20 protein-coding genes are annotated in these 22,609 nt (G+C 56.8%); 12 read left to right on the forward strand and 8 right to left on the reverse strand.

Translation table 11 applies throughout. From position 1 onward, the window contains the following. Positions 1 to 31: 31 nt before the first annotated feature. A complete protein-coding gene (locus tag F4555_RS00345; protein WP_004013236.1) occupies positions 32 to 562 on the forward strand; it encodes an inorganic diphosphatase in 531 nt (176 codons plus the stop codon). 50 nt (positions 563 to 612) lie between these two features. On the opposite strand, the gene F4555_RS00350 is transcribed toward F4555_RS00345, so the two are convergent. After that, positions 613 to 1,023: a DUF3499 domain-containing protein gene (locus F4555_RS00350; RefSeq protein ID WP_115325607.1), complete on the reverse strand. Its 411-nt coding sequence runs from the start codon at positions 1,021 to 1,023 to the stop codon at positions 613 to 615. A gap of 156 nt (positions 1,024 to 1,179) precedes the next feature. On the opposite strand from F4555_RS00350, the gene F4555_RS00355 reads away from it, so the two are divergent. After that, a complete protein-coding gene (locus F4555_RS00355; protein WP_004013234.1) occupies positions 1,180 to 1,611 on the forward strand; it encodes a metallopeptidase family protein in 432 nt (143 codons plus the stop codon). A 494-nt stretch (positions 1,612 to 2,105) separates the two neighbouring features. Continuing rightward, the gene (locus F4555_RS00360) at positions 2,106 to 3,938 is read left to right on the forward strand and encodes a cell wall-binding repeat-containing protein (protein WP_221413432.1); all 1,833 of its coding nucleotides are present in this window, start codon (positions 2,106 to 2,108) and stop codon (positions 3,936 to 3,938) included. Between the two features lie 565 nt (positions 3,939 to 4,503). On the opposite strand, the gene F4555_RS00365 is transcribed toward F4555_RS00360, so the two are convergent. The 5 genes from F4555_RS00365 to F4555_RS00385 all read right to left on the reverse strand — a co-directional run bounded on the left by F4555_RS00365 (position 4,504) and on the right by F4555_RS00385 (position 10,095). Further along, a complete protein-coding gene (locus tag F4555_RS00365; protein WP_004015556.1) occupies positions 4,504 to 5,796 on the reverse strand; it encodes a DUF58 domain-containing protein in 1,293 nt (430 codons plus the stop codon). A gap of 106 nt (positions 5,797 to 5,902) precedes the next feature. After that, positions 5,903 to 6,862, reverse strand: coding sequence for an AAA family ATPase (locus tag F4555_RS00370; protein ID WP_115325605.1), 960 nt, complete (start codon positions 6,860 to 6,862; stop codon positions 5,903 to 5,905). After that, positions 6,862 to 8,031 carry a DUF4350 domain-containing protein gene (locus tag F4555_RS00375; RefSeq protein ID WP_115325604.1) on the reverse strand — a complete coding sequence of 390 codons (1,170 nt, stop codon included), beginning with the start codon at positions 8,029 to 8,031 and terminating at the stop codon, positions 6,862 to 6,864. Before F4555_RS00375 ends, F4555_RS00370 begins: the two co-directional genes overlap by 1 nt. Further along, positions 8,028 to 8,777 (reverse strand): DUF4129 domain-containing protein, encoded by a 750-nt coding sequence (locus tag F4555_RS11405; RefSeq protein ID WP_115325603.1) that lies wholly within the window; start codon positions 8,775 to 8,777, stop codon positions 8,028 to 8,030. Before F4555_RS11405 ends, F4555_RS00375 begins: the two co-directional genes overlap by 4 nt. Positions 8,778 to 8,787: 10 nt before the next feature. Continuing rightward, positions 8,788 to 10,095, reverse strand: coding sequence for a glycerophosphoryl diester phosphodiesterase membrane domain-containing protein (locus F4555_RS00385; RefSeq protein ID WP_255312822.1), 1,308 nt, complete (start codon positions 10,093 to 10,095; stop codon positions 8,788 to 8,790). A 137-nt stretch (positions 10,096 to 10,232) separates the two neighbouring features. Between F4555_RS00385 and mtrA the strand changes: the two genes are divergently transcribed. The 6 genes from mtrA (at position 10,233) to secA (ending at position 18,946) form a co-directional block, all read left to right on the forward strand. Next, on the forward strand, positions 10,233 to 10,916 hold the full coding sequence (gene mtrA / locus F4555_RS00390) for an MtrAB system response regulator MtrA (protein WP_004013225.1): 684 nt from the start codon (positions 10,233 to 10,235) through the stop codon (positions 10,914 to 10,916). Beyond that, complete coding sequence (gene mtrB, locus F4555_RS00395) at positions 10,913 to 12,604, forward strand: MtrAB system histidine kinase MtrB (RefSeq protein ID WP_004013224.1); 1,692 nt, start codon at positions 10,913 to 10,915, stop codon at positions 12,602 to 12,604. Before mtrA ends, mtrB begins: the two co-directional genes overlap by 4 nt. Next, a complete protein-coding gene (locus F4555_RS00400) occupies positions 12,564 to 14,312 on the forward strand; it encodes an LpqB family beta-propeller domain-containing protein (RefSeq protein ID WP_249289007.1) in 1,749 nt (582 codons plus the stop codon). The genes mtrB and F4555_RS00400 overlap by 41 nt, the downstream gene beginning before the upstream one ends. 5 nt (positions 14,313 to 14,317) lie before the next feature. Next, complete coding sequence (locus tag F4555_RS00405; protein WP_255312821.1) at positions 14,318 to 15,055, forward strand: ComF family protein; 738 nt, start codon at positions 14,318 to 14,320, stop codon at positions 15,053 to 15,055. Positions 15,056 to 15,268: 213 nt separating this feature from the next. Next, complete coding sequence (gene hpf, locus F4555_RS00410; protein WP_004013221.1) at positions 15,269 to 15,898, forward strand: ribosome hibernation-promoting factor, HPF/YfiA family; 630 nt, start codon at positions 15,269 to 15,271, stop codon at positions 15,896 to 15,898. Between the two features lie 228 nt (positions 15,899 to 16,126). Continuing rightward, a complete protein-coding gene (gene secA / locus F4555_RS00415) occupies positions 16,127 to 18,946 on the forward strand; it encodes a preprotein translocase subunit SecA (protein WP_004013220.1) in 2,820 nt (939 codons plus the stop codon). A gap of 43 nt (positions 18,947 to 18,989) precedes the next feature. On the opposite strand, the gene F4555_RS00420 is transcribed toward secA, so the two are convergent. Beyond that, complete coding sequence (locus F4555_RS00420; protein ID WP_115325601.1) at positions 18,990 to 19,604, reverse strand: Rv3235 family protein; 615 nt, start codon at positions 19,602 to 19,604, stop codon at positions 18,990 to 18,992. Between the two features lie 159 nt (positions 19,605 to 19,763). Here F4555_RS00420 and F4555_RS00425 point away from each other — a divergent pair, with 159 nt between their 5' ends. After that, entirely contained in the window at positions 19,764 to 20,273 is a 510-nt protein-coding gene (locus F4555_RS00425; RefSeq protein ID WP_036369708.1) for a hypothetical protein, read from the forward strand. A 22-nt stretch (positions 20,274 to 20,295) separates the two neighbouring features. On the opposite strand, the gene F4555_RS00430 is transcribed toward F4555_RS00425, so the two are convergent. Further along, a complete protein-coding gene (locus F4555_RS00430; RefSeq protein WP_004017271.1) occupies positions 20,296 to 20,517 on the reverse strand; it encodes a helix-turn-helix domain-containing protein in 222 nt (73 codons plus the stop codon). Between the two features lie 88 nt (positions 20,518 to 20,605). Between F4555_RS00430 and F4555_RS00435 the strand changes: the two genes are divergently transcribed. Further along, positions 20,606 to 21,238 (forward strand): hypothetical protein, encoded by a 633-nt coding sequence (locus F4555_RS00435; protein ID WP_004017270.1) that lies wholly within the window; start codon positions 20,606 to 20,608, stop codon positions 21,236 to 21,238. Continuing rightward, the gene (locus F4555_RS00440) at positions 21,235 to 22,596 is read left to right on the forward strand and encodes a CpaE/TadZ family protein (RefSeq protein ID WP_115325600.1); all 1,362 of its coding nucleotides are present in this window, start codon (positions 21,235 to 21,237) and stop codon (positions 22,594 to 22,596) included. The genes F4555_RS00435 and F4555_RS00440 overlap by 4 nt, the downstream gene beginning before the upstream one ends. Positions 22,597 to 22,609: the final 13 nt, after the last annotated feature.

Raw genomic sequence — 22,609 nt, forward strand, 5'->3', positions numbered from 1 at the left:
GCCAGCTGAAGAACCAAGCAAGAAGGTAGAGATGTCAACGGATTTTTTGAAATTCAATGTCACCATCGAGATTCCTAAGGGGAACCGTAACAAGTACGAGGTTGACCATGAAACCGGTCGGATTCGGCTTGACCGCATGTTGTTTACTTCCACGCGTTATCCCGATGACTATGGGTTTATTGACGACTCGTTGGGCTTGGATGGTGACCCGCTGGATGCCTTGGTTTTGCTAGAGGAACCGACTTTCCCGGGTTGTGTGATTACTTGTCGTGCCTTGGGGATGTTCCGGATGAGTGATGAACATGGCGGGGATGACAAGGTTTTGTGTGTGCCCGCTGGGGATCAGCGGGCGTCGTGGCGTACCGAGTTAGAGGATGTCAGCGAGTTTCACCGTCTAGAGATTCAGCATTTCTTCGAGGTTTACAAGGATTTAGAGCCCGGGAAGTCCGTGGAGGGTGCCGACTGGGTGGGTCGCGCGGAGGCGGAAAAAGAGATTCTGGCTTCGCTGGCGCGTTTCCGGGAAAAGGAAGGCCCTGACGCGCATACGTATATTCACCGTTAGGGTTCGCCGGGGCGCCGTTAGGGTTCGCCGGGGTTCATGAGGTGCCATCCTTAAGACACGCGTTTCGGGGAATCCACCAGGGTCAAGTGTCCCCGTCGTGTCCCCGGGGTCTGGGGCTGGGCGGGGTTAGAGTCGCGGTCTATTGACCCGGTATAGTGTCCGGGGGAAAGCTGTTGGCGCGGGGAATCTGTGCGGCTGGCGGCTCGAACCGCGTTGGCTAAGGCCATCAGTTCTTCGTCGTTGGGGACGGGCGGCGTAAAGGAATCCGCCAGACGCACCACCTGCCATCCGCGGGGAACAGAGAGTCTCTCGGCGTGTTTCTGGCACAGGTCATAGCCAATAGGGTCGGCTTTGGTGGCCAATGGTCCTAGGATGGCGGTGGCCTCGGCGTGGTCGAAGGTCATCGTCGCCACGGCGGGGTTGGCACAACCGGGTTTGGAACACAAGCGGGTATAACTCACGTATCCACCCTAGCGCGGTTTAAACTAAATTGGCCGGCGGCTCGCCCAGGGGCGGCTTCCTGGGAGTTTCGGGGAAGGGTGCGTTATGCTAGCAGGGTGGCTAGTGGAACACATCAAGTACGGGTTTTAGATTTCGGAGGCGAGCTGCATTGGCAGGTGTCCACTGCCCCGCGTACCCGTCGTGACCCGGTGCATCGGGATCGGCATGGACGCGGTTCGCGTGGGGTGTTGGTGCCCGCGATGCTGCCGCGCTATCGTACCCGCCGGGAGTCTTTCGATGACCTGGTGGTACAGGAAGTTCGTTCTTTGGTGGCGGTGTGTTCTGATTTTTCGGCTATCAAATACGGGGTCGAGGATGTCCCGCCTTCCGACCCGGCTCCGTGGGAGCGTGACGCAGTCGTATTGTCCCGTGGTTTCGGCGCTGATCCGCATCGTGGTCTTGACCCGCAGGTGGTGGTGTATCGTCGTCCCCTGGAACAGCGGGCGCGTTCGATAATAGAGTTGCGCGAAATGATTCACGCGGTCGTCCTCGAGGAATCCGCGCGCCTGTTGGGTAAGCACCCCGAGGATATCGACCCTAGCTGGTGAACGGCTTCGCGCGGCAGCTGTGTTACTTGCCGGTCACCATTTACGGGCATCAAATTATTGCTGTCTTCGATGCGCAGCATCTGGATACCGGTGTATGCATTGGTGTACGTGGGGGTGCCGTAGGTCTTCGACAAGGTGTCCTGTTCCAAATCAAAAGCGATTGTGCACGTGGCAGCTCCCTCTTTTAGGGTATCTTCAGGCAGCCTCGGTTACCTTGTTGCCCTGGTTTTACAGGAAATAGGTGCGCGTCCCGCTTGGTGCTCTGGACAGAATTCTGTGGCCAAGCAACATAACACGCCCCAAGACAAAACAAAAGGAAAACCTGGATTCAGAAACCCGAAACACCGAGTCACCAGCAGAAACCCCCAAGAAGTCAGACAAGTTTTTGCGAAACATTGGCAAAACCGCCGGAAATATGACAATGTAGCTCTTGCGTGTAACTACGCAAACGGCTTCATGCCGTTCATCATATCTGAAATCTGAAAGGAAAACATATGACTCGTACCTATGGAAATTCTGCGGGGGGGGGGCGTTCTAAACGTCTTAGCGTAGCCGCCCTCTCAGGCCTGCTAGTAATAGGTCTCACCCCCGCTTTTGCGAACGTAGCATTCGCCGCAGATACACCAAAGAACGGCGGAAAATTCTCCAGGTTCGGAGAGGGCGCCAATCTAACAGTAGTCGTGAAAACCACCGGTGACACCAGCGGCACAAAATGGGGTAACCCAGGACCACCAATAAAAATAACCGCCACAACAGATGGAATCAGTTGTCCTCAATGGACAGGAGACGTAGACGTAGCCGGGCTAATCAAGGACAGAAGCAATTCATCCGGTGCCACAAACTACTACACCACCCTCAAGACACTCATCTTCGATTCTGCGTTTACTTCCGTAGCTGGACCGTGTAAATACACACTCACTGAAACCCTAGTTGACGATAACACTAAGAAAGCCAACTGGGCTCTCGGCACCACCACGGCCGTCACCTACACCATTACCAAAGGCTCCAGCGGCTGGTCAAGCGGTAGTATCACTGCAGATAAAACCGAACTTGAAGCAACATACACCCCACCGAATACCAGTGCTAAGGTGACGATTACGTTTAAAGATTCCACTGGTACTGCTTTCACTCCGGATGCTCGTACTAAGCAGGTGAAAAAGGGTGAAGTCCCGGCTAACTATGATGGCGTGTCAACTGACGGTGCTTGCAAGGATGGTTCGGCGACTGAGTTCGTGAAGTGGGTCAAGGCTGATGGCAGTGACCCGGCTGCCTCTGACTTCAATAGTGATTTGGAATTGAAAGCTCAGTGCAAGGCTGCTAACAGCGGATCCGGTAGTACTTGGTTTGGTAACGGTGGCAGCGGCTATACGCCGTCTAGCCCGTCCACCCCGGCTAAGAAGGCTGGGGACGGGAAGAAGAAGCCTGGCGACAAGAAGCCCGGTGCTAAGCCGTCGGTGGGAAACAAGTTTGATAAGCAGTTCACTAAGAAGCTGGATTTGTCGAAGAGTGCGGTGAGGCGTGCGGCTGGGGCTGACCGGGTGGCTACCTCGGTGGCGGCGCTGGGGCTGGCGAAGAACCACGAGGTGGTTGTGTTGGCTACCGGGTCTAGTTTCCCGGATGCCCTGGTTGGTGGTGCCTTGGCGGGTGCGTATAAGGGTGGGGTCGTGTTGAGTACCGGTAGCGTGTTGGAGCAGTCTATTTTGGATTCTTTGAAGGCGTATAAGACTAAGACGGTTCACATTGTTGGCGGATACCAGGCGGTGTCGGCTGCGAAGGAAGCCCAGCTAAAGAACGCTGGTTTGGAGGTAATCCGCCATGCTGGGGTTGATCGGTATCAGACTGCTGCTTCGGTGAAGGCTGCGACTTTGCAGGCTTTGGGGGGTAAATCCGCTATCGCGTGTAATGCTACTGGCGGGGACTTCCCTGATGCTTTGGCGTGTTCTTCGGCTGCTTCCCTGATGGGTGGCACGGTGGATTTGGTCAAGCCGGGTGCGGCTGTCGCTAAGGATGCGACCGCGAAAACTGTGTGTGCGGGCGGCCCGGCCTGCCGCGCCGCTGGTGCGGGGGTGGATAAGGTTGTTGGCTCTGATCGGTATGAGACCGCCTACATGTTGGCCGGGGTCACCCCCGCTAAAGGCAGCGTCCTAGTGTCCAGCGGCCAGTCCTATGCTGATTCCCTCGTGGCTGGTGCCCTGGCGGGTTCGCTGAATGCTGATTTGGTGTTGGCTAAGCCCACCCGGGTTAACGTCCCGGCTGACACCAAGTCCATGCAGCTCTTCGGTGGCAAGGCAGTCCTGCCAGAGAACATGGCGGTGTACACCAAGTAAGGAGTTACGGCGGCGACAGCAAATCGTTGCTGTCGCTAGCCACCTCCACGCTGTGACTGCGCCGATATGCGGTGTACGCCGCGCGGCGCAGCGAGCGGCGGTGTGGCGAGGGGCGATGTCTTGCTAGTGGAGGCGCTGGTGTCAGATAGAGTACGGCAGTATTGAAGCTAGCGGAGGTGCTCGTCCGGGGTGGCTGTTACGGCTTCGCCGTTTGCGGAGTTGCGGTCAGCGACAGCAAATCGTTGCTGTCGCTGACCGCCTCCACATGGTGACTGCGCCGATATGCGGGCTTCGCCCGCGCGGCGCAGCGTGGCGATTCATGGTTTCCGTAATTTCTCTTAGCGGCTTTGCCGCTAAGCGTTATCGGACAAACCATAGCTAGCCCGGCCGTGCCACCCCGGAGCACCGAGCGACAAAACGGCAAAACCGCGAGCCAAAGATTCAGATTTTCAGATTGATGGTGAAAAACAGTGGTGCCGGGCTTACGCCCGGCACCACTGCTAAATTAGGTCATCATTGCTGTAATGCTGCGGCTTCTCTTTAGAGAGACTACGCCTTAGGTAGCTTAAATTTGGCCGCGACGCTTGAGCGCTAGGTAGGCATCGGCCACGGCCGGCGGCAAAGCATCGGGATCCGTGGTCAGAACCTGGGCACCCAGCAAACCCAGCAAATCCCCGGCGCGGCGGCGCTCCTCGCAGTCCGCCATCGCGGCGGATGCCAGAAAGGCCTCCTCGGTGTTATCAGCCTTCACTGTCAGCTCGCTAACCTCGGGATCCATCGCGGCGGCCACCAACACCTGGTGATGCCCACTCAAAGACTCCACCATCGGCATCAACTGCCCCCGATCCAGCCCGGCCTCCAAGCCAGTCAACACCACCACCAGGGAACGCTGGCGCACCGTCGCCAACAGGTTTTGTCCCAAACCCATCCAGTTCGCCTCGGTCAAAGACGATTCCAAACCGGCCATAGCACTGGCCATCTCGCCGACCAGACCCTGGCCGCGAGAAGGCTGAATATTAGCGCGAATCCGGTTGTCGAAAGCAATCAAGTGAATCCGATCCCCCGCACTGGATGCCAAAGCTCCCAACAGCAAAGCCGCCTCCATATTCGCATCCAGGCGCGGATACGCTCCCAGTCGCACCGCCGAAGTCCGTGAGGTATCCAAACAAATAATCACATTGCGGTCACGCTCCGGCCGCCAAGTTTTCACCACCGGCACCCGGTTACGCGCTGAAACATGCCATTCGATGTCGCGCACATCATCACCAGGCACATATTCACGCAGCGAATCAAACTCCGATCCCTGCCCGCGTTGGGTCAACAGGGTGTTACCCTCCAGGCGCCGCAGCGTCGCCAGGCGGGACGGCAAATACTTCGCGGAACGAAACTCGGGCAGCACCCGCACTTTTTGCCCAATCGGGGCGGAAAACTGGCGGGCACCCAGGCCGAGCGGTCCAAAAGAACGTATCGTCACCGAATCACTGACCAGGGTGCCTTTGCGGGTTGGGGTGAACGTGGCTGCCAACTCCAGGGTTTGCTTGCCCGCCAGCACAAAACGATGCCGCGCCGGCGCGGCTTGCAGGGAAGGCTGCCACGCATCGCGCAGCCAGGCGCGAAATCGCCGCCGGGTGGGGTTCGAAACCGTAATCGAATAGGGGGTAGTGGCGTTAAGGCGCAGCGACACCGGCAGTTGCCGGGTAATTGTCAAGCGACGTGGCGATGGTGCCAGCAGCGCGTCAAACAGCCACAACGCGAGGCACAACAACAGCCAAGACGTCCCCGCCGCCTTCCATTCGGTCAGGAACATCAACGGAATCCCCAAGGCGATCAGTATCGCCAAGCGGGAAGTCACAGCCACTATTCTGATCCTTTCTGTAAGGGGGCGGGTTGGGTTTTTCGTTCGAATTCACGAGGTGCCATCCGGGAATCCCGGTTTTCCTCCGGGGGTTTCACCCCCCCCGAGTTCAACGGGGCACCGGCGTGGCGGATAACACCGTATCCAACAGGGACTGGGCAGTGACACCCTCCATCTCGGCCTCGGCACGCAGGCGCAGCCGGTGTCGGAAAGTGGGCAACACCAAGGATTTGACATCATCAGGGGTGACGAAGTCCCGCCCGCACAGCCAAGCCCATACCCGCGAGGTCGCCAACAGAGCTGTCGCCCCGCGCGGGGATACCCCCAGCTCCACCTGGGGTAGTGTCCGAGTGGCGCGAACCAAATCCACGATGTATCCCAATACTTCCGAACCGGCGCTCACCGATTTCACGGCCTGGCGTGCCGCCGCGATATCCTCGGCACTAGCCACCGGTCGCAGCCCGGAATCCGCCAGCGCCCGGGAGTTAAACCCGCGTAAATGCAGGTTAAGAACCTCCAGTTCGGTATCCCGCGAAGGCAGGGGAACCTCGAGTTTCAGCAAGAAGCGGTCTAGCTGTGCCTCCGGCAGGGGATAGGTACCCTCGTATTCCACGGGGTTTTGGGTGGCGATTACCATAAAAGGGTTGGGTAGTTCCCGACTGACCCCGTCGGCACTGACCTGGTGTTCCTCCATGGCCTCCAACAGCGCCGACTGGGTTTTCGGGGGAGTACGGTTGATTTCATCAGCCAAAAGCAGGTTCGTGAATACCGGGCCTTCGCGGAAGGTGAAAGTCGAGGTTTGCGAGTTGAAAATCAAGGAACCGGTCAAATCTCCGGGCATCAAATCTGGGGTGAACTGCACCCGCGTGTTTTTGAGGCTCAGCCCCGCCGCCAGTGCCCGTACGGTAAGGGTTTTTGCCACCCCCGGCACGCCCTCTAACAGGACATGTCCCCCGGTGATAAGCCCGATGACCAGCCCGGTCACGATGGCATCCTGCCCCTTGACTACCTTGTTGATTTCGCCTCTAAGCGCAGAAAATTTATCCAAGATGGCAGCTTGTGTTTCCATTATTTGTGTTCCTTCCCTTTGGTGGTTTCAACCAGGCTGTTCAGATTCTTTAAAAGATTTACCAATTCAGCTCCCGTGCGTGGCGGGGATCCCGCTAGCGCCTCATGAACCCGCGACTCGGGCATCCCGGTGAGCTCCGCGACCCGCTCGCATAGCTGCTCCGCACTGATACCCCGCGCCAGATGCAGTCTTTCCCCCAAACGCCGCGCGGTGAAGCCCCGGGCGTGATGGGCGGCGGTTTCAAACGCCCCGTGAATCCGGTACATACGAGCCCGCCCATAGACGGTTTCCGCTCCGTGCACCACCACTGGAACCACCTCGGTGATGACCCGCCCCAAACGCCGACCCTTCGCCAAAGCCAAAACCAGCAAAGCCACAAAGAACAATATCAAGGCACGAGTCATGGCTGGGGGGATAACATCGGCAGTGCCCGACCCGGCGTCATGGCCAGAAGGCAGCTGGAAAGTACTGCCCACAATCCAACCCACGTTCTTGGCTGGCAGCATCAGGTTCAACAGGAACGCAGCCTGAGAGTTCTGGGTAATTTCGCGGTTTTCGGCGGCCGCAGCATCGGCCAGGAAGCTAACCCGCAGCCCCCCAGGACGCTGGAACTGCAGATAGGCGTATTTCTCGGGTGCTACCTGGTAGCAGGCCGCTTCGGGGGTACGCAAAGGCTTGAGAGAACCGCGCGAACCGTGCAAAGGACCAGCCTCGAAAGCAGCCGGCAGTTTACAACGCGGTGCCACTCCATCCGGGGTACTCTCACCCACTGCCACCGCGTAGGGCTCTAGGCGATTCGTCTGAGCGAAAGTACCCAGGAACAACAGGTTGGTACGCGGGGATTTCATCAGGGAGCTGATGTGTTTATCCGTCAAATCCGCCACCCCGGTCACCACCAGCAGGTCGTCTTCCCCCAGTTGCGCCACGTCACGAGTGGTATAGATATTGCGGACATTCACTCCCTTTTGCTGTAAAACCTGAGCCAGTGCCATTGCCCCGCGCGGGCCGGGATTATTAGGGGACAAGGGGTTAGTGTCTGTAGGCCTGGACAGTAAACCAAAAATCAGAGAAGAGATTACCAGCAGCACGAAACCGCCCACAATCCAGCGTGACTGGTGCAAGGCTTCGCTGATACGCGGGGTGGCGGTGGGAGCGGAGGGGGAACTCATGAGGTCACCTCCGTCGAGGCAGCAGCCAGGGCGGGGGTCGGTGCTGTGGCCGCCAGCTGTGCGGAAGGATGCGCGAGGGGAGAATGTGATTTGATTTGACGCTCCAGGTTTTCATCCAAAATTCGTATCCGGTGGAAATCCGCAGGCGAAGCCTGGCGGTGACCGAAGCGCAAAGCGTTGAACTGGGTGGCGGCCCAGTTCAAGTCGACCCCGAAATTGGGGGCAATCCGGGTCAGTTTCTGGCTGGCTTCCACGGCGGTGAGCCCCGGGGGGATAACCAGCTTGCCTTCCCCTTCACACATCTTCATGAGGTGACGGAACTGTTCGAGGAAAGCCACCGAGAAGTCTTCGCGTCCCACGGCTGCCCGTGCCGCCGCCAAATATTGGATAGCGCTGCGGTTGTCGTCAAACACCACGGAATCTTTTGGTTTTTTGCCTGTTGTTGGGGCGTGGATTCGCCAGGAACTGTTGGTCAACAGCAAGGTAGCCACCGCCGCCATCACCGCTATCAACAGGGCAACCACAATCCAATTGAAGGAAGGCAAATCCGGGTTGAAATGCGCGCCGGAAAACAGTTCGATAAGCTGAGAGATAAGGCCTTTGAGTATCGAGTGATGCTCCTGGTAGATGGGTTTTTCTAGCTCCCGTTCCAACAATTCCCGCCCGGCTGCCCCCCCCAGGGGTGCGTCACTCGCACTGTCGTCGGTGGGGAAGACAGTGAAGGCGGTAAACACGGGGGCGAACACAGGGAACCTCTCAGTCCTGTTGTTGGGAAGCGCGCAGCAAACTTAAAGCCAGACCTTCGCGGCGCATTCGTAAATCGATATAGAGGATGGACTGTACCCCGGCAATAAACGGGATATAGACCCCGGCGATAACCCCGCTTAAGGTTTCGCTGATTCCCATTACCAAGGTCATGTTTTTGGTGACGGTCGCAGCCACCGTAACCACTATCTGGACAATGAAACCTAGTCCAGCCATAATCGCCATCCAAATCATGTATGTGAGAGCGATGACACCGAAAATCCGCCAAAAAGACTTCTTGGTCAGAGCCCAAGAGCGGCGCATGGATGCCCCCACCCCGATGTTCTCCATAACCATAGCGGGAACCGCGAAAATAACGCGGATGGTTATGAACACATAGCACAGGAATCCGGCTAAACCAGTGAGCAACACCAGTAACCCCCCGGATACCGCCATCCACAGGTTTTGGGTATAAGTCCCAACGAAAGTCAAAATCAGCGGCGAGAAAGCCAGCATCGCCACCCCGATAGCAATCAAATCCAGCAGGAAAGTAAAGCCAATCAGCCTCCAAAAGTGGGGTTTAACCGCGTCCCAAGTGTCACCGATGGAAGGACGGCGTCCCAAAGCCATGGGGGCGATAGCCGCCACCCCGATACCCGTGGTTATCGCCAGAACCGCAATCCGAACAATACTGGTGGGGATGCTGACCAGCAGAGCGCTCTCTATCATTCCCAGGACGGTATCCAACATGGCCTCGGTGTTTTCACCACTGTTTTCAAGCGTTTGCATCGCCTGGTTTATGTCGGGGAATGACAGGGCGGTAATAATTCCCGAAACCAAAGCAAACACGGCCCAGATTCCCAAAATCAGACCGAACATCACCGAAGGGGCTTCGCGCAGCGCCCGGAATGCGCCGTTGAAAATATCGCTCAAAGACAACGGCCGCAGGGGAATCACCCCGGGTTGAACCTGCTGGTAATCCCGAGGATTTTCACTAAACCCCGGCATGGTTCCCGCACCAGCACCAGCACCAGCACTCGCACCAGCACTGGCATTCAGAGTTCCCCTAAAAGCCATCCCCGAGGTATCCGCAGTACTTTGATTGTCGGAGCCGGCTGGGTTATTTGGACGCGATATTCCGCCGAACACACCCGACGGAGGAATACTGCCATTTCCCGCCTCAGCAGTCGTGCCAGCGGGCGACCCCCCGGGATTCTGCCAGGAACCCGCGCTGAACTGTCCATATCCACTGGTAGGAACCTCGGAGTTGCCCCAACTTGAGGGGTTGGGCGGGGTGGGTGATTGATTCGGTTGGTCCATAAATATTTGTTCCCTTTCACTAAGCCCAAGTCTATGTTGCCATGTCCGAGCCGTAATTTCTTGTCAAAGTGAATAAAAATCCCCGGCTTTCCCAGGACTAATGCCCCAGCTTCCGTAAATCATGTCAAAATAGGACTATGAGTTCTAAAATTCTGGTAGTTGACGACGACACCGCCCTGTCTGAAATGATAGGCATTATTTTGGAATCATCCGGCTACACCCCGAGCTTTTGCGCCGACGGGGCAAAAGCCCTGGGTGAATTCAACCGAATAAACCCCGACTTGGTGTTGTTGGATTTGATGCTGCCCGGGATGGACGGAATTGAAATCTGTCGGCGCATCCGCCAGACCTCGGTGGTGCCGATTATCATGTTGACTGCCAAAACCGACACCACTGATGTGGTGGCTGGCCTGGAGGCCGGGGCGGATGACTATGTGCCCAAACCCTTTAAACCCAAAGAACTCCTGGCGCGGGTCGCCGCCCGGCTGCGACACTTGGAAACCCAAGCCGAAGAAGTACTGAAAGCCGCCGACCTCGAGATTAATCTGGCCTCCCACCAGGTGACTCGCGGCGGTCGGGATTTGGGACTCACCCCTTTGGAATATGACCTGTTGGTGGCACTAGCCTCGAAACCCGGGCGGGTCTTGAGCCGCGAAGAACTCCTGGAGCAAGTATGGGGCTTACGTCACGGTGCCGACACGCGACTCGTGAACGTGCATGTACAACGACTGCGCGCCAAAGTGGAAGTTGATCCGGATAACCCCCAGGTTGTTTTGACGGTTCGAGGAGTGGGATACCGGATTGGAAGTGCGCATTCGTGAGCGCCTCTACCCCCGCAGTGTTTCGCCGCTCGAGGCGACAGCGCCGGGTCAGCCAGCTAATCAACACCGTCACCCGATATTCTTTACAGCTGCTGCAGTCATCATGGGTGCCGCTGCCTTTACAAAAATCCCTGACGCTGCGCATGGGAATGGTCATGCTGGTGTCCACCCTGGTGATTTTGGGTGGAATCGGACTGTATACCGCGAATTCAATCCGAGACGGGATTTTTCAAGAACGACTCAACCAGCTGCTGGTCGAATCGGCTTCCCGCGCCAAATCGGCGCAAAATCGTTTGGATTTAGCCCCAGTCTCCACGGTGGAACAAGTGCAATCATTGGCTCAAGACGTGATTACTTCCATGGCCACCCTCGCCTCGGGGGGGAGCGCCCCGGCGGTGTTGATTCTGCGAAACCCCCACGAAACATCTTCTTTTGTGATTAACGAAATCGGGACGGGAAACCTGCGGGAAACCATCACCCCCGAACTGCGCGAAGCCGTGGAAAAAAAGCCGGGACAATACTGGCAGTCCGTGAAAATCAAGGAAACAAACGGGCGCTTTGCCCCGGGAATTGCGGTGGGAACCCCCCTGATACTGCCCTTGGCGGGAGCACATGAACTGTATTTTGTGTATTCCCTGGCCGATGAACAGGCCAATCTGGACTTGGTTATGCAAGTGTTGGGCGCGGGGGGTGTGGCTCTGCTGCTGTTGGTGGGGGCCATGACCTGGGTAGTGGTGTACTCCGTGTTGGTGCCGGTGCGCCGCACGGTGCGCACCGCCGAACGTCTGGCCGCCGGCGACCTCAACGCTAGGGTGTTGTCCCAAGGCCAAGACGAGATGGCGCAGCTGGCGGATTCCTTCAATAAAATGGCTGGATCCTTGCAATCAAAAATCGACACCCTGGGGCAAATGTCACGCCTGCAGCAGCGTTTCGTTTCGGATGTATCCCACGAGCTGCGCACCCCCCTGACCACCATGCGAATCGCCGATGATGTAATCTTTGACGCGCGCCGAGCCTTGGATCCCGCCGCGCTGCGCAGCGCGGAGTTGCTGCACGACCAAATCGAGCGTTTCGACGCGATGCTGGCGGATTTGCTGGAAATCTCGCGTATCGATTCCGGCTCGGCTCGCCTGTCTTTTGAAACGGCAGATATCAACGCCCTGGCACGCCAGGTAGTAGAGGACACCGCCAGTTTGGCCGAAAAAGTCGGCTGCAAGGTGGTGTTGAACCTGCCCGCCTATCCTTGCACCGCCGAACTCGACACCCGCCGGGTTACCCGTATCATCCGCAACCTGGTGGTAAACGCCATCGAGCATTCGGAAGGCAACCCGGTGGTCATCACCACGGACACCAGTGAAACTGCGGTTTCCCTGCGGGTAAGCGACCACGGGGTGGGCATGAGCCCGGAAGTGACCTCGAGGGTTTTCGACCGTTTCTATCGGGCAGACACCGCTCGGGCGCGCACCACCGGGGGAACCGGGTTGGGACTGGCGATTTCCCTCGAAGACGCCCGGCTCTCTGGGGGTACCTTGGAGGCCTGGGGCAAAGAAGGCTACGGCTCGTCCTTCCGTTTGACTCTGCCCCGATTGCGTGGAGGCGAAATGGGACCGGCTCCCGTAGCCTTGACTGACTACGTAGAACCCAAACTTGAGGAATACCAAAGCACAGTCGGGGGTGAAGATGTTTAGAAAGTCACAGTGGTGGGGGCGGAGAGCAACGGGGATGTCACCTCATGAACCCCGTTACGTAACGATAGCTGCCCTGTTGGTCGGGGCGGTTTCATTAGGTGCTTGCGCAACCCTGCCGTATGCCGGAACGGTACAAAAATCCGATATCGAAATCGCAGCCAACCAGCCATTGCTGGGTCTAAACGCGCCCGGGCCGGTACCGAATGCGTCCCCGGAAGAAATCGTGCGGGGCTTTATTCGCGCCTGTGCGGCCGGGTATTCCGACGATTTCACCGTAGCCAGGTCTTTTTTGGCCTCTAAGGCGGCGGTGGACTGGAAACCAGATGCCCAAGTGGTGATTGTCGACACCGATTCGGGCATAGACATCACCACCACCAGTGATGCTGCGGTTCAGGCCAACGCGAAAGCCGTGGGCAGCGTCGACAGTTCCGGGAAATATTCAGTCGCCAACACCACCTCCGAGATTCAAGAACGTTTTTCCCTGGTCAAAGCGGCGGACAACCAGTGGCGCATCGCGAATCTTGAAGACGGCGTGATTCTGTCCCAATCCGTATTTGCTTCGATTTACGCTTCAGCCCCGATATTCTTTTTGGCCGCCAACCACGGGGCCTTGATTCCAGACTTACGCTGGTACCCGCGCCGCCGCATGGCGTCCTACCTGGTCAACGCGATTTTGGCCGGGCCGCCACGAAGTTTTCGTGGCGCGGCGACCTCGGTATTTCCCCCCGGAACCAGTCTGCGCGGGGGAACCGTCGAGGTTTTCGACGGGGTAGCCAATGTCAACATCGATTCGACCCAGCCCTTTACCGACCCGCACACCATCGCTCTGGCCTATTGGCAAATCGGCTCGACTTTGCGCGATGTGGCGGGGATTTCTTCGGTCAGTTTGAGTCTGGGTAATGTGCCGCTGCCAAACACCGAGCCGATTAGCGACCCGTCGGGGGTGGTCAACCCGGTGATGATTAAAGATGGCAACCTGGTTCGCCTGGATGGGGACAAAGTTGAAGTGCTGCTGTCAGCGTCGAACTTAGCGGGGATTTCTATGAGCCACCCGGCTGTGTCCGTGGATGGGAAAACGATTGCTTTCACGGATGGCGCGCGTCAAAAACTCTATGTGTGGAAGCAACGCTCCGCCCAGGTGTTGTACTCTGGCCTGGGATTAGCAGCGCCCGTGGTAGATCGTTTGGGCTGGATTTGGACGGTAGACAGCGCCCAACCCAACCATATTTTGGCGTATAACGACGACGGCAGTGGTATTCAAATCGAGCTGCCCTGGCACGATTCCCGCATAGTTACCGCCCTAGCAATCAGTCCGGACGGCAGCCGTTTGGCGGCGATTCGCAGTGTGGACGGCAAAGACCAGATTTCGCTGGCGATAATCCTGCGTAACCAGTACGGCCTGCCCGAAACCCTGGTGGGCACTCAGGAGCTGGAAATCGGCACTAGTACAGTGGCGGATTTGTCGTGGTTGCAAGGCTATACTTTGGCCGCTTTGACCGGCGGCGGCGAGAAAACCACGGTGCGTATAATCCCGCTGTTCGGTCCGGTTTCGACCCTGCCGGGGGTGAAAGACGCGGTGGCCTTGGCGGGGGGGCGCACCGAAAACGAGGTTTACCTGGCCACCAAGAACGGCGAACTCTTTTCGCGTTCGGGGCGTAACTGGCAGCACACTTTGAGCGGGGTGCAAGACCCCACCTATCCTGGGTAGTCATCGTGGGCGGTGAATTTGAGGATTCTTCACGTCGCGCACTGCGAGTCAGTCGCGAACTGCGGGCCGCGTTGACGGATTTGGGTGGGGTGCTGCTGCCCACGGAATGCGTGGGTTGCGGGGCTTGGGATGAAATGGTTTGTGACCGGTGTTTGGCGCAAATTTTGGGTGAACCCCAGGTGCTTGACCTGGAGCTTGCCGGCATCCCTGGTTTCGCTGTGGCGAATTACGAAGGCGCTATGCGCCGTTTTGTTTTGGCGGGCAAACACGACCCGCGTTTGGATTTGCGGTCTTACTTTGCGGCCGCGGGTGAAAACGCGGCGGTTTTAGCGGCGCGCCTCGGGGTCATGAGGTGCCATCGCGAAGTGTTCGTAGTCCCCGCACCCTCGACCACCCCGGGAGCATCGTCCCCGGTCGCGGGGGCTTTCGCCACCGGCATCATGTCTGGGCTGGTCAAATCCGGGGTGGCGAGCCAGTCGGGAGTGCTAGAGATACTAAAAATGCGGCCGGGCACCAAAAAACAGGCCGGGCTGGGGTATTCGCAGCGGGTGACGAATCGGCACCATCGAATGACCCTGGTTGCGCCCGGGGCTGGTTCGGAGCTTTCCGGGGTGGCGGCGGTTTTGGTTGATGATGTCAGCGCCACTGGTTCCACTTTGCGGGAAATGGCGCGGGTTTTGCAAGGCGTGGGGACAGAAATCCTGGGTGGATTCGTGTTCGCCACCAGCCAGTTTTCCCAATAGTAGCCTGAAATTCACCGGCGAAGCCGGCGCCTCATGAAATAAACCCCCCGGAAATACTGCGCGGATAATCCGCTTGCACTAGAATAAAATTAACGTAAAAACAGCAGGTAAAACACGACGGAGTGTTGCCCGCGCGGAAGGGAGGTGAGACGCGAACCATCCGTCCCAGCAGCTGGTGCTGGGTCCCAACTCAAACTCTTAAGGAGGCCAACAATGGAAATCACACTAAAAGCCCGAAACGCCGAAATCCACCCGAATTTTCGCGAGTACGTAGAGGAAAAAATCGCCAAGGTGGAACAGTTAGCGCCGCGTACGCAACGTGTGGACGTGGAATTGACCCACGAGCGCAATCCTCGACAGGTCGATACTGCGGAGCGTATCGAAATTACAGTTCATGGCAAAGGTCCGGTGGTGCGCGCCGAGGCTTCGTCTTCGGATCGCTATGCGGCTGTTGATATTGCGGCGGGTAAACTCTATGAAAGGCTGCGTCGTGCCCGCGACCGCATCAAGAATCACCGTCGCTACGACATTCCCCCGGATGTCGATTTGGATGTGGCGATGCCCGAGCCGCAAGCCAAGCCCGCCCCGGTTCGCGCCCCGTTAAAGCCCGGCGAGGTACGCGAGGATCAACTGGGGGATTCTCCCGTGATTGTGCGTGAAAAGTTGCATGAAACCACGCCGGTGAGTGTGGAGGAGGCTTTGGACGAGATGGAGCTGGTGGGGCATCCCTTCTATCTGTTTATCGATTCGGAAACCATGCAACCCGCCGTGGTTTACCACCGTCAAGGCTGGACTTATGGTGTGATTCGGCTCAACGCGAATTGCACTATCAACCAAGGATAGGTTTTATTTATTGGTTTCAGTAGCCTAGCCTCGGGGTTCTCTTTGAGCCCCGAGGCTAGGTTTCCCTGGGGGTGACGTTGGGTTTTCGGTTTCATGAGGTGCCATTTTGCCGATTTGCTTTAGCTAAATATGGAACTTTCCCCTAAAATGGGGGAGGCTGCGATGTTTTAGCTCTTTGTCGCGTCGCCACCACAGAGTCCCAAACGAGCCCCAAAGGAAAGGGAAAACGTGTCCGTTATCGATAAGTTCTTGCGTTTAGGTGAAGGTAAAGTCCTTAAGAAACTGGTGAAAATCGCCGACGCAGTGGATCGACTGGAAGATGAATACAAGGCGCTATCCGAAAAGGAGTTGAAAGCGAAAACTGCGGACTTCAAGAAGCGCCTTGAGGATGGGGAGTCCCTGGACAGCCTGCTGGTAGAGGCATTCGCTACGGTACGCGAGGCCTCTGACCGGATTTTGGGTTTGCGCCATTTCCGGGAGCAAATCATGGGTGGGGCGGCGTTGCACTGGGGCAATATCGCTGAAATGAAAACTGGTGAAGGCAAAACCTTGGTGGCCACCTTGCCGTGTTATCTGCGAGCCTTGAGTGGTAAAGGCGTGCATGTCGTGACGGTCAACGACTATCTGGCTTCCTATCAAGGCGAGCTGATGGGGCGGGTATACCGCTATCTCGGTTTGACCACGGGTATTATCTTGGCTCAGATGGATCCGGCGGAGCGGCGCAAGCAGTACAACTGCGATATTACCTATGGGACAAATAACGAGTTCGGTTTCGACTATCTGCGTGACAATATGGCGCAGCGGGTTGAGGACTTGGTACAGCGTGGTCACAACTACATCATCGTCGACGAGGTTGACTCGATTCTGATTGACGAGGCTCGTACTCCCTTGATTATTTCTGGTCCCGCCCAGGGCGATGTCAACCACTGGTACCAGGATTTCGCGAAGGTGGTGTTGACCTTGAATCGCGGCGAGGACTACGAGGTTGATGAAAAGAAACGCACGATTGGTGTTCTGGAGCCCGGTATCGACAAGGTAGAGGATTACCTGGGAATTGACAATCTTTACGAGGTAGCTAACACCCCGCTGATTGGGTTTTTGAACAATGCGATTAAAGCCAAGGAATTGTTCAAACTGGACAAGGACTACATTGTTTCCCCCGAGGGTGAAGTCTTGATTGTGGATGAACACACCGGGCGCGTGTTGCCGGGTCGGCGCTATAACGAGGGGATGCACCAGGCTATTGAGGCCAAAGAAGGGGTAGAGATTAAGGCCGAGAACCAGACCTTGGCTACGATTACCCTGCAGAATTATGTGCGGCTTTACCCCCAAGGCTCGCGAGCCGGTATGACCGGTACCGCCGAGACGGAGGCCGCCGAATTCCAAGAGACTTACAAGATGGGGGTGGTGCCGATTCCGACCCACAAACCCATGATTCGTGAAGACAAACAAGATGTGGTCTACAAGTCGGCCGAAGCCAAGTTCGCGGCGGTGGTAGATGACATCGAAGAGAACTATCACCGGGGGCAACCGGTTTTGGTGGGTACGACCTCCGTGGAAAAATCCGAATATTTGTCGAGGTTACTCAATGCCCGCCATATTCCTCACCAGGTTTTGAACGCGAAGCAGCATGAACGCGAAGCAGCGGTGGTAGCGATGGCGGGGCGTAAAAGCCAAGTTACGGTGGCCACGAATATGGCTGGTCGTGGTACCGATATTATGCTTGGGGGCAACGCCGAGTTTCTGGCGGTGCAGGCTTTGAAAGATCAAGGTTTGGATCCCGAAGAAGATTCCGAGGCTTATGAAGCCGCCTGGCCAGAAGCCTTAGAGAAAGCCAAGGCGGCGGTAAAGAAGGAACACGACGAGGTTGTGGAGCTCGGCGGGTTGTATGTGTTGGGCACGGAACGCCACGAGTCGCGGCGTATCGACAACCAGTTGCGCGGTCGTTCCGGGCGTCAAGGTGACCCTGGGAAGTCGCGTTTCTATCTGTCGATGGAAGACGATTTGATGCGCCTGTTCAACACCGGGGCGGCGGCGCGGTTTATGCAGTCGGGGATGCCTGATGATATTCCCTTGGAGTTTAAGATGGTGTCCTCGGCGATTAAATCCGCCCAGGCTCAGGTGGAGGGTCGTAACGCCGAGATTCGCAAAAATGTCTTGAAATATGACGACGTGATGACCGAGCAACGCGAGACGATTTACGGGGAACGTTCCCAGGTGTTGCATGGCAAAAACTTGGAACCCACGATTGAATCCTTTATTGAGCACACCGTGTCCACGGCGGTAGAGGGGGCTACCACGGCTCAAGAATCCAGTGAATGGGATTTGAAAACTCTGTGGGCGGGGTTGAAAAACATTTACCCGGTTTCCCTAACGGTGGCGGATATAGAGAATGCCGTGGGGGGACGGAGTGCCTTGACCAGCGAATTTATCTCCGAACAGTTGGTTGATGACGCGAAACTGCAATACGAATTGGCTGAAAAATCGTTGGCGGAAAACCAGATTGCCGTAACCCAGTTGGGTAAAGACCCCATGCGCGAGATGGAACGCCGGGTGTTGCTTTCCGTGGTGGATCGCCTGTGGCGCGAACACCTCTACGAGATGGATTACTTGAAAGAAGGCATCGGTTTACGTGCCATGGGGCAGCGAAATCCCCTGGTAGAGTACAAAACCGAGGGCTACCTGATGTTTAAGTCCATGATGGAGCGGGTAAAGGAAGAAACCGTCCAAAATGTGTTCGGTTATGTTAAGGCCTTTATGGAGGCTTTTGAACAGGCACAGCTGGTGGAAGGCGGCGAAACTGAGTCGGCCGTTGCGGATGAGAACGCGGCATCAGAACCTCGTGATGAGGCCGGTCACTCCCGCAAGAGTTCGAAGCCGAAAGGGCGTCGGGCGGGAGCCAAGTCGATTAGTGCCAATCGCAGCGTCATGGGGGATACCGGGCGTGCCGCTATGAGCGAACAGGTGACGTATTCCGGGGATGATTCCCTGGAACCGGCTGTGACTGGAAACCGGGCTCAGCGTAGAGCTTCCAAGAAACGGCGGTGAATTTTTTCAGCTGAGCTTGAGTGCCAATCGTTGCGGTTGGCACTCAACCGATTTTTAGCGCCGTCACCAGCCAGCGGTTGCCCTGGTTTTCCAAGCGCATCGAGCTGGCGCGCCCCCGTTTCCCGTCGTGAAGCACCACGGTGGCCTCTTGGGCTCCGTCTAAGGTGGCACGACACCGAGCAGAAAGTACCCGGACGGGACGTACTTGCGGTGGGGTACCCAGGTTTTGTGAAAGCTTCGAGCCATGTTTCGGGCTGCGTGAACCCTGGTTGCGTTGGCGCTGCTTTTCTAGGAGCCGATATTGCAGGGGCGTAACCCACGGATTTAACTGTGTCAGTGGTCGTTCACCTTCGATGGCCTCTAGGGAACAGCGCGCAATCTGAGCTGCCCAGCGTCGTGGGTCTGACAACTTGGGGTCATCAAAGGGGGATTTGGCCACTAAATCCGGAGAGGTTTTCCCGCGCCTAGGCCCGGGGCGGGTATCAGCGGGGCGAGTTGAGCCCGCGTTTTGACGAGTGCGCCGGAGCCGTGAGGTCTGCTGGCACAGCGAGGTGCCCCCACGTGGGGGTGTGCGGCAAGTCAAATACCGGAAGCTCTCTTCGGGAGCAACCCGGTTCGTAACAGGCTTTGTTTGATAGGTGAGGGTGGTGGATGTCATGTTGCGCCTTCTTTCATTAGGTTTAGCCACTGGTTTAGAGGGCTTAGGTTTGTTATGACTATAATACAATCATACATCAGGTTAGTTGTCAAGCAATGTTGTTTGGTGTTGTTTGATTGATTTATGCCCTGAAGGGGTGGGATGTTCTAGACTGGAAACATGAGAGAAAACCCTCTAATTAGCGATATTTCTTCACAATTTGATGCCCAGCTCCAGGTGCAACGCCAAGTGGAAGTTGCTGATATGGCCACCGCTGAGGCTACCGAAGTTACCCTGGCCGGCCGTCTTTTAGGGAGTGTGGGCGCGGAGCTCGAGTTGCGACTCATGAACGGAGAATCTTTGCGGGGTCAAGTATTGCGCGCGGCGGGAACGTGGCTGATTCTGGAGCTGCAGCGCGCGCAGTTGCTGGTGTGGTACCGTTCATTAGGTGCCATTTCGGGTCTGGATGCCACTCCAGAGTGGCCAACCAAGGTAGAAGAAAGACTCACCGCCGCGAAAATTCTGCGCGACTTCGCAGCCAGTCGCTTAGAGATTCAGTTCGTAACCCACAATAGTTCCCTGCAGGGCTACATTCAACGCGTGGGGCAAGATTTTGTGGACATCATCGACCACGGCAGGCAGGTTACCTTGCCTTTTGACGCCTTGCTCTATGTGTCTTGTCCGCGCTAGCGAAGAGCTATAGGGGAAAAACCTAGTCGGCGAGCAAAACCTGTCCCGCCTCGAGGCGCTCCGCGCTTTGGGCATATTGTTTTTGGACGTATTCCTCCAGTGCTGATTGTTCAATTCGCCACAATCCCCGCCCCCCAATCTGGATGGCACGCAACTCTTGGTTGTTGATGAGGTTACGCACCGCTCCGGGGGAAACCTTGAGCATGTCGGCTACATCAGCAATCGTGTAAAAATTGAAGTCCATGACATCATGGTACATCAAAAAGAACCAAGACGCAACAAAAAGTATTCAGTTGGGGATGATATTCTAAGGGATAAAATAATAGGAGGTGATGCTAGTGCCGATTGGCAGTGGGAAAACCCAAGGGTGGTGGCACAGCCCCCGGGTATATATCGGAATCATCCTGATAGCTCTGGCTATGGTGCTGACTTTTGTAGCTATTCGGGTCGCGGGTCATATGGATCGATACTGGGCGGCCAAGGACACTATCTTGGCGGGTCAATCCATAACCAAAGATATGCTGGTGGCGATAGAAGCTAACCCGGGGGTGGCGGCCAGACATTATTTCCCGGCCGCTAAACTGGGACAAATTCGCGCCACTCAAACCATCGGTGCCGGGGAATTATTGTCACGAGGTTGCGTGTCCAGCGGGTCTGGAAATGTCAAGAAAATCGTGTTGAAGCTGGCCTCCCCGCTGCCCAGTGGGGTTTCTAAAGGTGACTACCTGGAAATCTGGCAGCTCCCCAACGGGACGGACAGCGATACCGACGTAGAAAATTTGCCTCGGGAGGCGCACAATATTGCTCCTCGGGTCGTGTTCGTATCCGAGAAAAAACCCGGGGTGGCGATGCGGGTTACCGAGGATATTTCGATTGAAATCCTGGTGGAAAACAAAGACTTAGAGGACTTGCTCGCCGCCGTCGGCTTGCAGCGATCCCTCGTGGCTATTCCGGTGGCATCATGAGTGAAATCGGGATAGCCACTTGCCTGGATCCGGATTTAGAGGCTGAAATAATCCGTGAAATCGAGCAGCAGAATCTACCGTTGAAAATAGTGCGCCGCTGTAGGGATATTACCGAGATTTTGGCGGCCTCCGCCGCGCAACTGGTAGATATAGCCATCATTGACACCGAAATCATTGATTTAGATGCGGCGGCACGCCAGGATTTGACCCAGGCTCAGACGACAGTTGTGGCCTTGGCTCCGGTGGATGACCTGGAATTGCTGACGCATTGGGGTGGAATCTCGGTATTGGCCAAAACCGATCCGCGCCTGCCCGAAATTACCGACAGCGATACCGACAGAATCCTCGCCCTGGTAATGCAACTCATGATGCCGCCCCCACCACCCAGCCCGCAGGCACCCTCCCATCCGCCAGCGAGCCCCCAGAACGACACGCCTGACGCCGCTACCGTTGCCCCAAAATCCGGCAAAGTCGTGGCGGTGTGGGGGCCTCCCGGTTCTACCGGAAAATCCTCGATGGTGGTGAACTTAGCGTCATTCCTGCGTGGCTACGGCGAAGTTTTGCTGATAGATGCCGACACGGTAGATTCCTGTCTGGTACAAATGTTGGGGATTTCCCTCGAGACTTCCGGTTTGGTGCAAGCCTGTCGTTTGGCGCAACTTGGGCACCTTAATCAGCGCAACTTTGCAGAGGTAGTCACGAATGTGGGGTCACAGGTAGACCTTTTGTCGGGGCTGAACAAAGGAAATCGATGGCGCGAAATTAGCGATAAACCCTTGGCGGCGGTGGTGGAATGGGCGCGCGAGAAATACTCGTGGATTCTGGTTGACTTGGCGCCCGGATTCGAAGACACTGCAGATCCTTTAGCTGGGATGGGGGCATCGCGTTTTGCGGCACAGACAGCGGTTTTATCCGTTGCCGATCTGGTGCTTGAGGTAGGTTTGGCTGATCCGGTGGGTTTGCGTCGCCTGGTAGTGAACCACGACCAGGCTGTGGCGGGGAACCTGTGGCATTGTCCTGCCCTGGTGGTGGTCAATCGCGCTCGTGCCGGCGTGGCGGGTTCGCACTGGGATAAATCTATTTCCCAGGCTCTGGCTCAGTTTCTGCCAGAAATCCCCGGGGTATGTATTCGTGATGCGAGTGAAGACTTTGACCGAGCCCTGGTGGCTGGCTGTGATATCGTCACGGCAAACCCCGAGGCCAAGGTGCTGACGGATTTCCTCAAGCTAACAAATTCGGTGCTACAGCTGTTGGGAATGCGCCCGCGTCGAAAGGCGGGCATAAATTCGGGGCGGCAAAGAAAAAGCCTTTCCAAGCGTGGCCGGCATTCGGGTGACGCCGAGGCGAAAAACCCGTGAGGCAAACCGGCAG

Source organism: Mobiluncus mulieris, assembly GCF_014204735.1.
Lineage (GTDB): Bacteria > Actinomycetota > Actinomycetes > Actinomycetales > Actinomycetaceae > Mobiluncus > Mobiluncus mulieris.

Excerpts from the sequence above, each read along its gene's own strand:
- mtrA (WP_004013225.1), top strand. The coding sequence starts at position 10,233 with ATGAGTTCTAAAATTCTGGTAGTTGACGACGACACCGCCCTGTCTGAA.
- F4555_RS00370 (WP_115325605.1), bottom strand. The coding sequence starts at position 6,862 with ATGGAAACACAAGCTGCCATCTTGGATAAATTTTCTGCGCTTAGAGGC.
- F4555_RS00430 (WP_004017271.1), bottom strand. The coding sequence starts at position 20,517 with ATGGACTTCAATTTTTACACGATTGCTGATGTAGCCGACATGCTCAAG.
- F4555_RS00420 (WP_115325601.1), bottom strand. The coding sequence starts at position 19,604 with ATGACATCCACCACCCTCACCTATCAAACAAAGCCTGTTACGAACCGG.
- F4555_RS00375 (WP_115325604.1), bottom strand. The coding sequence starts at position 8,031 with ATGAGTTCCCCCTCCGCTCCCACCGCCACCCCGCGTATCAGCGAAGCC.
- F4555_RS00360 (WP_221413432.1), top strand. The coding sequence starts at position 2,106 with ATGACTCGTACCTATGGAAATTCTGCGGGGGGGGGGCGTTCTAAACGT.
- F4555_RS00345 (WP_004013236.1), top strand. The coding sequence starts at position 32 with ATGTCAACGGATTTTTTGAAATTCAATGTCACCATCGAGATTCCTAAG.
- F4555_RS00385 (WP_255312822.1), bottom strand. The coding sequence starts at position 10,095 with ATGGACCAACCGAATCAATCACCCACCCCGCCCAACCCCTCAAGTTGG.
- F4555_RS00425 (WP_036369708.1), top strand. The coding sequence starts at position 19,764 with ATGAGAGAAAACCCTCTAATTAGCGATATTTCTTCACAATTTGATGCC.
- F4555_RS00435 (WP_004017270.1), top strand. The coding sequence starts at position 20,606 with ATGCTAGTGCCGATTGGCAGTGGGAAAACCCAAGGGTGGTGGCACAGC.
- hpf (WP_004013221.1), top strand. The coding sequence starts at position 15,269 with ATGGAAATCACACTAAAAGCCCGAAACGCCGAAATCCACCCGAATTTT.
- F4555_RS00440 (WP_115325600.1), top strand. The coding sequence starts at position 21,235 with ATGAGTGAAATCGGGATAGCCACTTGCCTGGATCCGGATTTAGAGGCT.